This is a genomic window from Paenibacillus sp. BT-177, from assembly GCF_025846815.2.
Classification (GTDB): domain Bacteria; phylum Bacillota; class Bacilli; order Paenibacillales; family Paenibacillaceae; genus Paenibacillus; species Paenibacillus polymyxa_C.
The window spans coordinates 1-14406 of sequence record NZ_JAOYTP010000008.1 but is presented as its reverse complement, the minus strand read 5'-3'; the positions used below and the strand labels follow the sequence as shown (position 1 = coordinate 14406).

13 protein-coding genes are annotated in these 14406 nt (G+C 43.9%); 3 read left to right on the top strand and 10 right to left on the bottom strand.

The features are described 5' to 3' along the window. Nucleotides 1-122 precede the first annotated feature (122 nt). The 9 genes from OIU26_RS20165 to OIU26_RS20125 all read right to left on the bottom strand — a co-directional run bounded on the left by OIU26_RS20165 (nt 123) and on the right by OIU26_RS20125 (nt 7489). Nucleotides 123-1424 carry a hemolysin family protein gene (locus OIU26_RS20165; RefSeq protein WP_013371381.1) on the bottom strand — a complete coding sequence of 434 codons (1302 nt, stop codon included), beginning with the start codon at nt 1422-1424 and terminating at the stop codon, nt 123-125. 388 nt (nt 1425-1812) lie between these two features. Continuing rightward, nucleotides 1813-2286 (bottom strand): spore coat protein GerQ, encoded by a 474-nt coding sequence (gerQ, locus tag OIU26_RS20160; RefSeq protein ID WP_025678937.1) that lies wholly within the window; start codon nt 2284-2286, stop codon nt 1813-1815. Between the two features lie 62 nt (nt 2287-2348). Further along, nucleotides 2349-2771 (bottom strand): cell wall hydrolase, encoded by a 423-nt coding sequence (locus OIU26_RS20155; protein WP_013371384.1) that lies wholly within the window; start codon nt 2769-2771, stop codon nt 2349-2351. Between the two features lie 119 nt (nt 2772-2890). Beyond that, nucleotides 2891-3640 carry a glucose 1-dehydrogenase gene (locus OIU26_RS20150; RefSeq protein WP_264217800.1) on the bottom strand — a complete coding sequence of 250 codons (750 nt, stop codon included), beginning with the start codon at nt 3638-3640 and terminating at the stop codon, nt 2891-2893. Between the two features lie 124 nt (nt 3641-3764). After that, on the bottom strand, nt 3765-4160 hold the full coding sequence (locus tag OIU26_RS20145; RefSeq protein WP_013371386.1) for a DUF2500 domain-containing protein: 396 nt from the start codon (nt 4158-4160) through the stop codon (nt 3765-3767). A 188-nt stretch (nt 4161-4348) separates the two neighbouring features. Then, entirely contained in the window at nt 4349-4531 is a 183-nt protein-coding gene (locus OIU26_RS20140) for a hypothetical protein (RefSeq protein WP_013371387.1), read from the bottom strand. 152 nt (nt 4532-4683) lie between these two features. Further along, a complete protein-coding gene (locus OIU26_RS20135) occupies nt 4684-5694 on the bottom strand; it encodes a YCF48-related protein (protein ID WP_264217799.1) in 1011 nt (336 codons plus the stop codon). 17 nt (nt 5695-5711) lie between these two features. Beyond that, complete coding sequence (locus OIU26_RS20130; RefSeq protein WP_264217798.1) at nt 5712-5933, bottom strand: hypothetical protein; 222 nt, start codon at nt 5931-5933, stop codon at nt 5712-5714. 164 nt (nt 5934-6097) lie between these two features. Beyond that, a complete protein-coding gene (locus OIU26_RS20125; protein WP_025678942.1) occupies nt 6098-7489 on the bottom strand; it encodes an amino acid permease in 1392 nt (463 codons plus the stop codon). Nucleotides 7490-7721: 232 nt separating this feature from the next. Here OIU26_RS20125 and OIU26_RS20120 point away from each other — a divergent pair, with 232 nt between their 5' ends. Then, nucleotides 7722-8651 (top strand): L-lactate dehydrogenase, encoded by a 930-nt coding sequence (locus OIU26_RS20120; RefSeq protein ID WP_025678944.1) that lies wholly within the window; start codon nt 7722-7724, stop codon nt 8649-8651. Between the two features lie 123 nt (nt 8652-8774). Here the strand turns inward: OIU26_RS20120 and OIU26_RS20115 are convergent, their stop codons facing one another. Next, nucleotides 8775-9878 carry a DUF3900 domain-containing protein gene (locus tag OIU26_RS20115; protein WP_013371391.1) on the bottom strand — a complete coding sequence of 368 codons (1104 nt, stop codon included), beginning with the start codon at nt 9876-9878 and terminating at the stop codon, nt 8775-8777. A 397-nt stretch (nt 9879-10275) separates the two neighbouring features. Here OIU26_RS20115 and OIU26_RS20110 point away from each other — a divergent pair, with 397 nt between their 5' ends. Next, nucleotides 10276-11490, top strand: coding sequence for an MFS transporter (locus tag OIU26_RS20110; RefSeq protein ID WP_264217797.1), 1215 nt, complete (start codon nt 10276-10278; stop codon nt 11488-11490). A gap of 721 nt (nt 11491-12211) precedes the next feature. Then, complete coding sequence (locus OIU26_RS20105) at nt 12212-14173, top strand: endonuclease MutS2 (protein ID WP_264217796.1); 1962 nt, start codon at nt 12212-12214, stop codon at nt 14171-14173. Nucleotides 14174-14406: the final 233 nt, after the last annotated feature.

Below are 14406 nucleotides of genomic sequence, written 5' to 3'. Positions count from 1 at the left end.
TATTGATATGCAATTAGGTTGACAATAACACGAATATCATATCAATTCATATCCTTTATGTAAAGAAGGCAAATTAAAAAGCGACCCCACATCATTGAAGGTCGCTTTCCATATTTATTCCATTATGAGACTCCTGCTTCCTCCACGACGATAGGCTGTTTAATTAGCCGAATACGTGAAATCCGCTTGTTTTCAACTTCTTCCACAATGAACATACATCCTTCAAACACTACAGACTGGCCTGGCTGTGGAGGAATAACCTCTACATGTGAGTACAGCCAGCCTCCTACTGTATCATAATCCTCATGATCAAGATCCAGTCCAAAGCGATCGTTCACTTCATCAATTAATAACATACCGTCAATGGAAAATTCCTCGTCATTAATCTGCTCACAACTCGGACGTTCTTGGTCGAACTCGTCCTGAATCTCACCGACGATTTCTTCCATAATATCTTCCAGCGTTACCATACCCGATGTGCCACCGTATTCATCAATCAAAATTGCAATTTGCGTCTTGCTACGCTGCATGCGTTTGAGCAGATCACTAATTTGCGTTGATTCAGGAACAGCAAGAATCGGGCGAATCATCGTACGGGTATCCAGTGTGTTCGCACGTAGAAGATCTTTAATATGGATAAAGCCGATAATATGGTCCTTATCTTCGGCGCAGATTGGATAACGGGTTCTCATGCTTTCCGTCGCAATCGCGAGATTTTCTTCTGTAGACTCATTACTGTATAAACAGATCATCTCCGTGCGCGGAATCATGATTTCCCTGGCGGTCGTGTCGGCAAAATCAAATATATTATCAACAAGCGCCAATTCCGTATTATCAATTAGTCCGCTCTTATTGCTTTCTTTCATCAGAATGCGTATTTCATCCCCCGTATGCGCAGAATCATCATATTCGGATACCGGCTCCAGACGAAATAAACGCAGCAGGCTGTTCGCCATTCCATTCAACGCCCATATGAATGGATACATCAACTTGTAAAACCAAGTCATCAGCATGGCCGAATACAGCGTAATAGTCTCAGATTTACGAATAGCTATCGTTTTGGGTGCCAATTCACCCAATACAATATGCAGAATCGTAATGACAATAAATGCAATGACCACGGCAGTACCATGCACGTATACCGCTCCCAAGCCAGCGGCAGTAAATATAGGTTCAATCAAATGTGCGATGGCCGGCTCTCCGATCCATCCCAGTCCCAACGATGCTAGGGTAATACCCAATTGGCAAGCAGACAAATAAGCGTCCAAATTGTGTATCATATTGGCGGCGTATACGGCCTTTTTATTGCCCGCCTCCACCAAGGTTTCTATACGGCTGCCCCTAACCTTCACCATGGCAAATTCCGCAGATACAAAAAATCCATTCAATAATACTAATGCAAAAACAATAAATAAGTTAAACATACTCGGTAAAGGGTCACTCAATATGCTCCCCATCAGCCGTCATTACGGCAGACAGGCGCACCTCCTTCGGATAGTTTCATCATAGACAGAACGATAACACATCATAAGCAGCGTCAACTTCCCAACACATTCACCCCTTCCGGCTTCCCTAAGCCATATTCCGCAAAATGATTAAATCATTTATCAGCTTATATTTAATTATATAACTATACTCTATACAGTCAAACCACAAGCAATGTCAGAAAAATCAATCCCTCTATCATTTAGGTCGGAAAGCTCTCATTTTCGCCTCTTACCACCAAGAAAGCAACTATATTTGAGAAAGAATATAAACAAAATACATCCCCTGCCGTCTGGCAGAGGATGTAAACTCATATATATGAAGGCATCAGCGAACCGGAGATCCGCCCGGGTTCCCGATGACGCCGGGATATTGGTACAACAATGGCTCATCAAAAGTTGCATAATCCAGGTTTAACATCAGCAGAATGGTCCGTTTGCCTGTCGCCGGATCACTAATAATAATGTGGTCCCGACCTGCTGCTTCTAGAATGCCTTTGAATATTTTAGCATTCCATTCCCGGTTATTTTCATAGGTCATATAAAAGGTTCCCGTTTTGCCCAGGTTCAAGCGTAAAATATTCTCGATGTATGATTGCTCGTATTGCGGAGTCTGAACCTGCACCACTGTACCCGTTGGTGTCATAGGGCTGCCACTACTTACTTGAGGTGGAAAGCCAGTCATAGGTTGCATAGGTTGCATAGGTTGCATGGTTCCGGCTGGAGCCATCCCTCTTGGCCATTCGGGATATCCATTACCGGAAGCATAAGATACTGGACGGTAAGCTTGCTGTGAAATCATGTAAATTCCTCCTAAGATGGTTTTAATTTAACTTTAATTCTTCAAGCCATTCTGAAAGGTGTCTAATATACATTAGGACAGTCCTGTGCAGTCGGGCTAAAAAAGCAGTGGGCTTTAAAGCGTCCGGTATTGGTCTGGTTATACCAGGTACCCGGGCATTCACCAGCTGGTCTGAAAAACCATAATGCATTGGATGCCGGACGTATTTTTTCTCCATTAATTACACGCTGGGCAAGTCGAATGTCCCGATCACGGGCTTTCTGATAAAAATACCCTTTCTGAGTAGCTTCAAAACCTCCAGGGCTTTGAAACACCATGTCATTCATGAGGCGTATCCCTTGGAAATCCAAGCAATTGGATAAAATTCGGTTCACACCGACATTACCAACCATGAGCATTCCCATCTCACCTTCACCTTCGGCCTCAGCCCGCATCAGCCGGGCGAGGGTCCTCACATCCCCTGAGTTGGTCTTGATTACAGCCATCGCGTCCCCTCCTTGCTTCTCAATCACATACCCTATCCTATGGTACAAATGCCCAATAAGTGACAGTCCAGAAAATAAAAAAATAGCCCCAAGAATGGGACTACTTATTTAGGCTTTTATCATGGCTCGTAAACCATCTTACGCGTCATGCCACCATCGACCACCAAATTCGTGCCTGTTACAAAATCATTGCCCGGTTGTGTCAAATACAGACAGGCTCGTGCGATGTCTTTAGGGGTCCCTACTCGTCCAGCCGGGTGCTGTTGATGGTCTTCAGCACGCAATTGCTCGTAATCCCCGGTTTCAATCCATCCTGGACTAATACAATTGACCTGAATCCTATCCTTTCCTAGCGATATGGCCATCGCGTGTGTAAGGGCGGCTATGGCTCCTTTGGATGCCGCGTAGGCTTCTGTATCCGGCTCTGACATGAAAGCTCGTGTAGAGGTCATATTAATCACTGAGCCCCCTTCTGCGTTCCGCTTCATTACCTTAGCCGCTTCTCTTGTTGCAATAAAACAGCTGCGTACGTTTGTGTTCAAATTGTCATCCCATTCTGCTACGGTTAACTCATATGGAGATTTCCATCTGGACACGCCTGCATTGTTAATCAATGTATGAATTGTACCGTATTCTTCTTCCGTGGCACGGATCAGCGCTACAATATCTTCTTCCTTACGCACATCACAAGGGATAAAAATGGCCTGATGACCCTCGTTCCGGACTGCTGCAGCAGCTGCGGCGCCCTCTTCCTCATTGCAGTCAGCAAACACGACTCTGGCACCCTGAGCAGCGTAGGCAAAAGCGACCTCTTTCCCGATACCATGCGCTGCTCCTGTTACAATAACAACTTGTCCTTCAAATGACACGACTTATTCCTCCTCTGAACTACTCTGTTTTAGTATATATGTACCAAAATGTGCCGTACAAGAAACATTCACAGCCCCCTACCCTGACTCCTAGCAGAAGGCTGTAAATGATTTTGACTGAATCCTACATTTTAACCTGCTCCAAACTATAGCGATTAAGACGCTGAAATCCAATATACCTTGTACCTTGAAAAGTAAGCCGTCCCTCATCCCCTTCAGCACATTGACCATATTCTTCCCCAGATACTTTGAACTCCATCCGGTCGCCACTCTCCACCTCAAAGGTTACATAATAGAAGGTATAGGTACGAGTGCCTTGTTCCTCCTGGCGCCTCTGTTGGAGATGTGTCCTTCTGGCCGTAATGCGGGAACCCACAGTCAACACAGGCTGCCGCTTGTTCCGGCTCCATTCCATGACTTCCCTGCCCGCAGACAACACGACAATACCCAACACAACTACGAAAAATACGGGCAATACCGTACCCAGCCAATCGAACATCCATAATGACTCAAATCCCATGCACCGCACTCCTCTCCGCCAGGCATTCCACAGGGAAACCACCGGGCATCCTGACCTGCCTCAAGCCTTCTATAACAGTATATGTATGTTGCTGCCCAAATTTGATAGTAACCCTCAAGAACGCCAAGAGCCTCCACGGATTAATCCGGGAGGCTCAAGATATGGCGATATCAGAATAGCTCATCGATTTACACATGTACAAGCTGGAGATAGCGTTGTGTTTCATCCAGAACTTCATGATCTTCTTCCTCGGCGTAACGCTCTGCGCATTGCTTGCAGTCCTCTTCAGTCGTGCAACCGTAGGCATCTTGACAAGTGTAGCAAAATTGAAGGTAGTATTGGGTTAACATATGATCCTGATTCGCTCTCATGATTATCACTCCTATCGTTGTTTACAGGTTTAGTATAACAGTGGCTCATTTGTTAGTTTGTGATTTTTTTCACATGTTGACGTATAAAATTTAAATTTTTTAAAAATAAAACGCCCTGGGAAGACATCCCAGGGCAATCACCTTTATCGTGATTATAAAATCCTCCAGTTTGCACCACCGTCCGTTGTTTTTAACAGCAGTGATTTCTTGTCGTCTAGTCGTTCCAAAAGCAGCCAACCTACCGATGAAGAAGCAAAACGTAGCTTGACTGATCGTGGATAGTCTTTTAGCTTCGAAGGCAGCACCTTGTTGCCTCTGAGACTTGTCCACGTCTTTCCTCCATCCATTGTACGGCTCATTCCGTTTACGGTTATAACCCACCCTTCTTTATCGCTTAGAAAGGTACGCCCAGGAGTTATAGAAGTATTATTGCTACTCAGACCCAATGGCACATCATTCCATTGTGTTCCAGTATTATTCGTAAATAGCCCGTTATATTTTGTACCGTTATCCCCGTAGCAGAGAACCGGAATCCAATATGAAGAACTGTTACCTTCAAGAGACTGCTGAGCTTCTGCCTTAGCCTGAGGGCAACCCTGCATGCTGTTAGCGACCGGAGTCCACGTTTTCCCTAGATTCGAAGTTTTATACAACTTCACCCTGCTGTCCACATTAATCGCCACAAAACCCTGATTGTTGGAAGAAAAGCTCATTCCCGCCACACTGCCCTGATCGGGTAAACCTGAGCCTGACTTGTTGGATGTCATACCAGAACTTTGGGCAACTTTATTCCACGTGGCTCCTCCGTCGGTGGTGTGATACAACATTTTTTGTTGATCCTGCTCATTCAGTTTTATATAAGCCATGATCCAGCCTGTAGTTGGATTTACATATTGAATCGAGCTTACATGGTCTCCGCTTGGTAGCGCTGATACATCCCAGCTCTGTCCTCCATCTGACGTTCTTAGAATGACCGTTGCTGTTTGGTCCAGATTTTGACGGACAACCCAACCGTGACGGGAATCTGTGAAACTGATATCCTTGCCATATTCAAGCTTGTCTTGAAATTGAACATTTTCGGAGGGAGAAATATTATTCCATGTTTTCCCACCATCATGGGTATCATAAAGGCGCAGCTCATTATGGGTAACTCCCCAAACCAACCCTTTATTGTTATCGTTTAATGAAAATCCGCGATTCGTGTTTGTACAACATATTTGGCGTTTGGATCACCCGCCTTCGGGGTCACCGGCGGATTAATAGTTATCGTCTGTCCCTGGTCATCTGGTTCCTCAATCGAAGGTTTAGTTACAGTTTTTGGGGTTTCAGCAGAACAGGCAGTTAGCAAAATACCCGTTAACAGCATTACTCCTCCCAAGAGCGCACGCCAGCGCAGTTTCATATCAAAATCCTCCCTCGATGGCATGCGGTAATCACGTGCCAAAAGCTTATCTGAAACAGAATTATACCATAAACACCCCTATGTGACACTTTTCGCGTAATGACAAAAATAACCGGCTCCTTCACAAAAGTGAAGGATACCGGCTTTTTTTATACTAATATTGTTCAGGATTTATGGTTCAACAAACTTTTGTGATATCCATAGAAGAAATAAATCAGTAATCCAAGGAGTAGCCACACGATAAATCCGATCCAGGTGCTGATATGAAGCTGAAGCATCAGACCGATGCAAACCAAAGCACTCAGTAGCGGAAGCAACGGAACCCATGGTACGGTAAACCCTCTTTTCAAATCCGGGCGTGTCTTGCGCAGAACGATGACCCCGACCGAGACTACAGCAAAAGCGAACAGAGTTCCAATACTCGTCAGATTGGTCAGTGCATGCAACGGGAACAAGCCGCTAGCCAATGCGATAATGCTACCCACCAGCCATGTACTTCGAATTGGTGTTTGGGTTTTGGTATTTATTTTAGATAAAAAAACGGGTAAAAGGCCATCACGTGACATGGAAAAGATTAATCGTGTCTGGCCGTACAACAGAACCAGTAAAACGGTCGTCATCCCTGCAATCGCACCGACTGAAATTAATCCAGCTACGAAATCCTGATGAATAAAGCGGAGAGCAAACGCAACCGGATCACTAACGCCCAACTGCGTATAAGGTACCATCCCCGTTAGCACAACTGAAACGGCAATATACAATATCGTGCAGATGGCTAGAGAAGAGATAATGCCGATGGGCATGTTTCGCTGCGGATTGCGTACCTCTTCGGCTGCAGTTGAGATAGCATCGAAACCCAGATAAGCGAAAAATACGATTGCCGCAGCACTCAATACACCAGAAAATCCATAAGGCAAAAATGGTGTCCAGTTGGCAGGCTTAACATAAAAGATTCCAATCGCAATGAATAACAGTACAACCCCAACTTTGACACAAACCATAATGAAATTGAATCGGACCGTTTCCTTGGCTCCGAGACTTAGCAACAGTGTGATGAGCATGATGATGCACACCGCTGGCAGATCAATAATGGTCCCCTTGGTCGAATCAAAGGCTGCGGTTAAAGCTAACGGTAGATGTATATCAAATCCGGCCAGCAAGCCTTGAAAGTAAGCAGACCAGCCACTACTCACAGAGGCGGCCGCTACTCCATATTCCAGAATCAAGTCCCAACCCAGTACCCAGGCCAGAACTTCTCCAAAAACAATATAACTATATGCATAAGCGCTCCCAGCCGCGGGAACTGTAGATGAAAGCTCTGCATAGCACAAGGCTGCCAATACGCAGGCAATTCCTGCAATAACAAAAGAAAGCATCAAGCCGGGACCTGCATTTTCTGCCGCTGCCTTGCCAGTAATAACAAAAATCCCTGTCCCGATGATGCATCCTACTCCTAGCATGGTGAGATCAAAAGGCCCCATTGTTCTCTTTAAGTGACCTGTAGATCCGCTTTCCTCGTGCGAGAGCAGTCCTGTTTTTTTTCGAAATAAGTCCATATTCCTAATCCTCTTTCCATAATTTCATGCGTTAATATCGGTGCTGCAACGCTTTAGTGCGTGTTCTTATCATTCGATTAATTATTAGCGAGCTCGCCTTTGAAGTCAAGGAAAAATGTCATATTTCTTTGCGGTGGGTTAGTATATAGGGTACACTAAGTTGGAAAGATAAATTTTTAAGTAATATCCCAAAATGAAAAGGTATACAACCCGAGAAGGAGATGAGGATTTTATGAGCTTAAAACCTTACAAACGAAGTAGAGTGGCTATTGTCGGCATGGGAGCGGTTGGCACAACAACCGGCTACACCCTGCTGCTGCGCCAACGCATGCAAGAACTTGTCTTTATTGATGTCAACGTCAAAAAGGCGAAGGGGGAAATGCTCGATATGAATCATGGGCTTCCTTTTCTCGGCGGTGTCAAAGTATGGGCGGGTGATTATGAAGACTGCCGTAATGCAGATATCATCATTGTTGCAGCGGGAGCTTCACAAAAGCCGGGAGAAACACGTATTGATCTTCTCAAGCGTAATGCCGAAATTTTTGAAAGTATTATTGATAATATCGTCAAGGTCAATACACATGGCATTTTGCTGATCGCAACCAATCCAGTGGACATTCTCTCCTACATCTCTTGGAAACGCAGTGGTTGGCCTTCAAGCAGAGTCATTGGATCAGGAACGTTGCTGGACAGCGCACGCTTCCGCTATCTGATCGGGAAGCAAAAGGGCATCGATCCACGAAGCATCCACGCCCATATTATTGGAGAACATGGTGACTCTGAGTTACCTGTATGGAGCACAGCCAACGTGGCTGGAACTCCACTGGAGTTGGACGAAGGAACGAAAAATGAAATTTTTGAGAATACGAAGAATGCTGCCTATGAAATTATAGATGCCAAAGGCGCTACATCCTACGCCATCGGGCTGGCTCTTGACCGTATCGTAGCCGCTATTCTCGGAGACGAGGGGTCGGTACTTAATGTGTCCACCCTGCTGGAAGATTATAACGGTGTATCTGACGTTTATTTAGGTGTTCCAAGTATCGTGGATCACAATGGAGTACGTGAAATTTTGGATCTTCCGCTCAATGACGAGGAACGTGCAAGGTTGGTTCAATCTGCGGACAAGCTGAAAGATCAAATTAGTAAAGTGCATATGTAATTCAGTAAGTCAAGAATATAAAAGCTAAACAAAAACGGACCTCCACAGCGGATACATCCGTTGTGAGGTCCGTTTTTTTATAATATAATTCCGTTCGTTTGTCGCCCTGCTATGCGTTCCAAATTACCAAGGTGGTGTATCGCCATCCACACCCTCATTTTCATGCTGCCTTTTCTCTTTCAGCCGCTCAGCCACTGTTTCAAAGGATTCAGGTTGTAGTAGTTCAATCGGAGAAAATCCCTTTTCAAACGTAAATGCATCACCTTCAATAATAAGTGCATATCTATCATGAAGTTTTGTGATATGCAGCTTGGCACCAAAGTCGGATAGTAAACCACGCACAGCCGTATCATCCAGTTTGAAACGAACTTCAATTTCCGGTTTTAGCTCGACAATATGCTGCGCAGCCTCTACGACCTGAAGGGGTTCCCACTTCCCTTGCAAATCCCGTTTTTCGCTGGCTGCCCACAGTTCCAGATCGCGCTCTTCCTGCTGTCTTTCCTCATTAGATGCATCCGGCCATTTGGTTTCTACATAGTTCTGAACAAAGCCCATGACATGCTCATTAACGATTTCCGGCATGGATTGCTCATAAGTGACGAATTTCAAAAAGTCTTCAAAATACCGTGCATGCGAAGACTGATGTATTTTAAGCTCCCATTCATCGTTCATACCCTCCTCCAGCATGTAAGGATACATGATGGATTTCATATTACGGGCTGAAATCGCCATTTCGACCTCACTTACCAGACTACTCTCAGTAATCCGTGCAATTTTAGGTTCAAAATCACATTTGAGTACAAAAATAAACGGGTCGTCAGAGTGGGTATTTAATGTAGCCTGTACAATGATCAGTGCTCCACCTCGTACCGCGCTTGTATCCAAATACATCCGCACCAGATCATCACATGCATTTTTAAAATCTTCCTTATCCTCTGCTGCACGTAGTCGGGCGAACATATTGAAATTCGGATTACTGCTCAGTTCATGTTCCGGTTCGACGATAAAGCGGCCAATTTTGGTCGGTGCCTGCTCTGTGCTGGGATTTTTTTCAACCTTTCGCTTGCTAATACGAGCAAATTCCCCGTCCAGAAATTTTTTGACATCACTCTCGTCGTAATCATAGTCATCCATTGTAGCATAATGCTTGTAGGACTTACCGCCTTGTCCTTCTTTTCCGTCTACCTGAATCACAAAAAAAGATAAAAAGTCCACTTGAAAGTTCATTTACGTTCTATACGCTCCTTTTCAGGCATGTACGCGTAATTATATCACTATGATTTTAAAAGGTACATCGGATTCAGATTCTGATAGATAAAGATGCGCTTATTAGTTAACATAATATTAATTATGTTCATCTATTTTATTTGAGTATAATTTCCAATTTATAAATATGTAGTGACTCATTCCCTTCTATTCTAATCCGCATTCTTTAGCATGATTGATCACTTCCTTTTTCCTGCTCTACTTCATTCATAATCACAAAAAAACATTTGACTAAATAGTAGTATATTTATTATATTATCTATTGTTATATAGACAAATATTAATTTTGTTTATAAAAAACAAAAAAAATAGACCCTAAGGGTTTTACCCCCTGAAAACTGGAAAGGAGAGTTTGTTGTTGTTTAAAAATCCATATATAAGGACTATTATCGCCTCCAATGCGTTGCTAAATTTGGGCATCTGGGTGCGGAACTTTGCCATACTGTTGTATGTAACAGATCTGACCCATAATGATCCCGTATACGTATCGCTCATTTCGGTTGCTGAATTTGCGCCTATCTTTCTGTTTGCCATCATTGGAGGTACGTTTGCGGATCGTTGGCGGCCTAAACGGACAATGGTTAGTTGCGATCTGCTGTCGGCTGCATCCATTTTTATCGTGTTGCTCGCATTGTGGTACGGGTCATGGCAAGTGCTCTTGCTATCCACTTTCTTCTCGGCCATTCTATCTCAATTTTCTCAGCCATCTGCGATGAAGATATTAAAGCAGCATGTAGCACCAGAACAGCTTCAGGGAGTGATGGCTCTTTTTCAGTCTCTCATGGCATTATTTATGGTTATCGGTCCTGTCGTCGGTACATTTATTTATCAACACTTTGGTATTTTCTCTTCATTGTCTATAACAGGAATGTTGTTTCTCATCTCTGCGCTTGTTCTGACTCGTATCCCACAAGATGAACAAGCAATTGAGATAGATCGACCAACTCATTTTATTGAAGAGCTTAAAGAAGGAATACGTTATGTATGGAATAACCGTACACTTCGCACGCTTGGAGGAACATTTACCATAATTGGGCTGGCAGTCGGACTTATTCAACCATTAATGGTTTTTGTCGCTATCGAGAACCTCGGACAAGATAAGGAATTTTTACAATGGCCGTTAATGGCGAACGGAGCGGCTATGCTGTTGGGCGGCGGTCTGATTATGGGGATTGCCAAAAAAGTTCAGCCGCAATTGCTGCTGACGACTGGACTTCTGGTCAGCACACTGACAACCTTTGGAGTAGGATGGTCGCACAATATTGTGCTGACAATGGCATTACAAGTACTTAGCGGTCTATTTTATCCTTGCATTCATATCGGTATCAACACGATGATGATGAAAAATGCCGAAGCTGCTTTTATCGGCCGAGTCGGTGGTGCCCTCTCTCCCCTGTTCTCGGGGATGATGGTCGTCGGTATGAGCATCGGCGGTACACTCAAACGCGAATCCTCCCTGTACACCGTATATATCGTGAGCGCCGGCTTATTTTTAGTCGGATCGATGTTGTTGTTACCGCTGCTTCGTGACAGACAGCCTGTACAAGCTGTCACATCCGTTGATTCTAAATAAGAGCACAAGAAACCGCCCTGGGAGATATGATATGCCAGCTACTAGGGCGGTTTCTTAATGTTAGTACTCTGTTTCATATGGATGCTTTATTCCTGCTGGAGTGGGATCATTTTCATAAATCATTTAATCGAATTTAGTTAACATAATATATATTTCGTTAACTTCTTGTCCTCATGATCACTTTTTCATCAAATTGATGAAGTCAGCCTTGACTTCCATATCTGTCTGATTGTATATTGTGGATATATCTTCAATTAAGGGAGAGATTTTAATGTCGGTGAACGTTCTTAACTAAGCAATTGCATATTCAGGGAAAACCATCAGGCGCTTGTACCCTTCAGGGACAGGTTTGTTTGTTGCTGGGTTTTCACCCTGGTATTAGTTAAGAACATGCGGATATCATAAATCGCCTTAGGGATTATTTTCATTTAGGCCTTATTCCGTGCTGTGTTCAGCACGGTTTTTTTGTTTCCAGCTTTGTGAACTCTTTTTACACGTTTTTCTATTCATAAGCCAATGAACTGATATGTTGGTTGGCCTGTGGTTTAAAACGCAGAATTGGTGAGTTCACATGCTGGATTATAGGCTTATTTGATGATACATTCCCTCTTCCTTAAAGGGCGGAGAATGAACGTTTTGTTCATTCCCCGCCCCTTTTTTTGTTTTCCAGAAAAGTTTTGAAAAAATCCTGTCAATACACAACTAAAGGAGAGATTTATTCATGAATGAAACTACAATGCTGCGTTTGGAATATGATCAGATTAAAACAAGAGTATCTGAATGTGCCTTTTCGTACCTGGGTAAGCATCATGCCGCTTCCATGCAACCAATTACAGATATCCGTACAATCAAAATTCGTCTTAACGAAACGAGCGAAGCTTTACAGCTCATTCGCCACGGAGCTAGCGTACCCGTTCCTTCATTGGAAGGAATGGAGCACATTCTGCACCTCTTGGGAACCGGCTATATGTTCAGCGAGCGTGATTTTTCTCATTTGGCCCAATTCATCAGAAGCTGCATGCAGCTGATGAAATATATGCATGCCAAGGCGGATGCAGCTCCAACCGTCAGTGCTTATGCCTCTTCCATGTATGGTATGGAGTCACTCCTATCCGAAATCGAGAGATGCATTTATTCGGGTCGAGTGACGGATAACGCCAGTAAAGAGCTAGCTAAAATTCGCAAAAAAATTGCAGTTACTGAAGAACGTATCAAGAGGAAATTAGACTCTCTCACCAGCCGTCATCGATCCATCATGCAAGAAAATATGATCAGTCAGCGCAATGGCCGTTATGTACTTCCGATCAAAAAGGAATTCCGCAAACAGGTGAAAGGCAATGTACTGGATGAATCGGGAAGCGGTCAAACGGTCTATGTTGAACCTGCAGAGATCGTAAATCTACAATTCGAACAAAGCGCAAACATGGCAGAGGAATCAAAAGAGGAAATGAAAGTGCTGGGAGATCTGACCGGAATGGCTGAGTCATACAACCGGGAACTAAGCATTAATACAGAGACGGTAGGCATACTGGATTTTTTATTGGCTAAAGCTAAATACGCCATAACCCTGGATGCTGTTTCTGTCGAGCTTAACGATGAGGGGATTATAGATATCCATGGTGCACGTCACCCATTGATGGCGAATACTATGGTGCCGCTTGATTTCTCAATTGGTGAGGGTTATTCCTCGCTTATTATTACCGGACCGAATACAGGCGGAAAAACGATGGCTCTCAAAAGCGTCGGTCTGTTAACACTCATGGTGCAATCCGGCCTGCTGGTACCTGTTTTGCAAGGCAGCCGCATGGCTGTATTCGAGGACATTGTGGTAGACATCGGGGATGGCCAAAGTATTGAACATGCTTTGAGCACCTTTTCTGCACATATTCGCAACATGATTGGCATTTTGGAAACGGCAGGCAGCTCTACTCTGATCCTGATCGATGAAATGGCTTCTGGTACTGATCCGGGAGAAGGCGTAGGCCTATCTATCGCACTGCTGGAAGAATTTCATCGTCGACGGACGACAGTAGTGGCTACCACCCACTTTAGCGAAATCAAGCATTTTGCTGAAAACACACCGGGATTTCAAAATGCTCGTATGGAGTTTGATACCGAAACGTTGCAACCCTTGTACCGACTTCGCATCGGTGAGGCTGGGGAAAGCTATGCATACGCAATTGCTTTGAAACTAGGCATGTGGACTCGCATTATCGAACGTTCGGAGGCCATTTCTGCTGGAAGAACGTCTCAGAATACACAGAAGTCTTTGGTTCTTCCCCCTTATTTTGATGATAAAAGGCCTGAGGATGTATGTAAACCTACCTCTAAAAAAGCATCTACAGACCGTACAGTCGCAAAACAGGAAAAACAAGAGAACCCACTCATAACCAGGTCGTTTGCTCTTGGAGATAGTGTTTATGTCGGCTACCTAGATCGAACTGGTATTGTTTGCAAAACGGAGGATGAACGAGGCAATGTTGGAGTTTTGATTCAAGGACAAAAGCTGATCATAAACAAAAAGAGGCTCATTCTTCACATCGCAGCAACAGAATTGTATCCAGACGATTATGATTTGGATATTGTTTTAGAAACAAAGGAAAATCGAAAAAAACGAAAGCTTCTAGCACGCAAGCATGTTCAGGGGCTAATCATTGAATCTCCTCCAGAAAATGAAAAGTAAGCGTACGTGCATATTCTTCATTGAAAAATAAGTTGCTTCGGAATGTTATACGCACCAAATAAACATAATATTTATTATGCAAACTAAATGAATACAAAAGAGCATGTCTTAAGTGGGACTGACCCCCGTTTGTGAGACAGGGATCAAAACACCTTCCAAGTTTAAGCAGCCAGTTGTCGGAAATGAACCGGCGACTGGTTGTTTAGTTTTGTTTGAATGCGAATTGAGTTATA

Bases quoted from the DNA above. Each gene is read 5' to 3' on its own strand.
- OIU26_RS20165 (WP_013371381.1), bottom strand. From the start codon at position 1,424: ATGTTTAACTTATTTATTGTTTTTGCATTAGTATTATTGAATGGATTT.
- OIU26_RS20130 (WP_264217798.1), bottom strand. From the start codon at position 5,933: ATGAAACTGCGCTGGCGTGCGCTCTTGGGAGGAGTAATGCTGTTAACG.
- OIU26_RS20105 (WP_264217796.1), top strand. From the start codon at position 12,212: ATGAATGAAACTACAATGCTGCGTTTGGAATATGATCAGATTAAAACA.
- OIU26_RS20115 (WP_013371391.1), bottom strand. From the start codon at position 9,878: ATGAACTTTCAAGTGGACTTTTTATCTTTTTTTGTGATTCAGGTAGAC.
- OIU26_RS20145 (WP_013371386.1), bottom strand. From the start codon at position 4,160: ATGGGATTTGAGTCATTATGGATGTTCGATTGGCTGGGTACGGTATTG.
- OIU26_RS20120 (WP_025678944.1), top strand. From the start codon at position 7,722: ATGAGCTTAAAACCTTACAAACGAAGTAGAGTGGCTATTGTCGGCATG.
- OIU26_RS20125 (WP_025678942.1), bottom strand. From the start codon at position 7,489: ATGGACTTATTTCGAAAAAAAACAGGACTGCTCTCGCACGAGGAAAGC.
- OIU26_RS20155 (WP_013371384.1), bottom strand. From the start codon at position 2,771: ATGGCTGTAATCAAGACCAACTCAGGGGATGTGAGGACCCTCGCCCGG.
- OIU26_RS20140 (WP_013371387.1), bottom strand. From the start codon at position 4,531: ATGAGAGCGAATCAGGATCATATGTTAACCCAATACTACCTTCAATTT.
- gerQ (WP_025678937.1), bottom strand. From the start codon at position 2,286: ATGATTTCACAGCAAGCTTACCGTCCAGTATCTTATGCTTCCGGTAAT.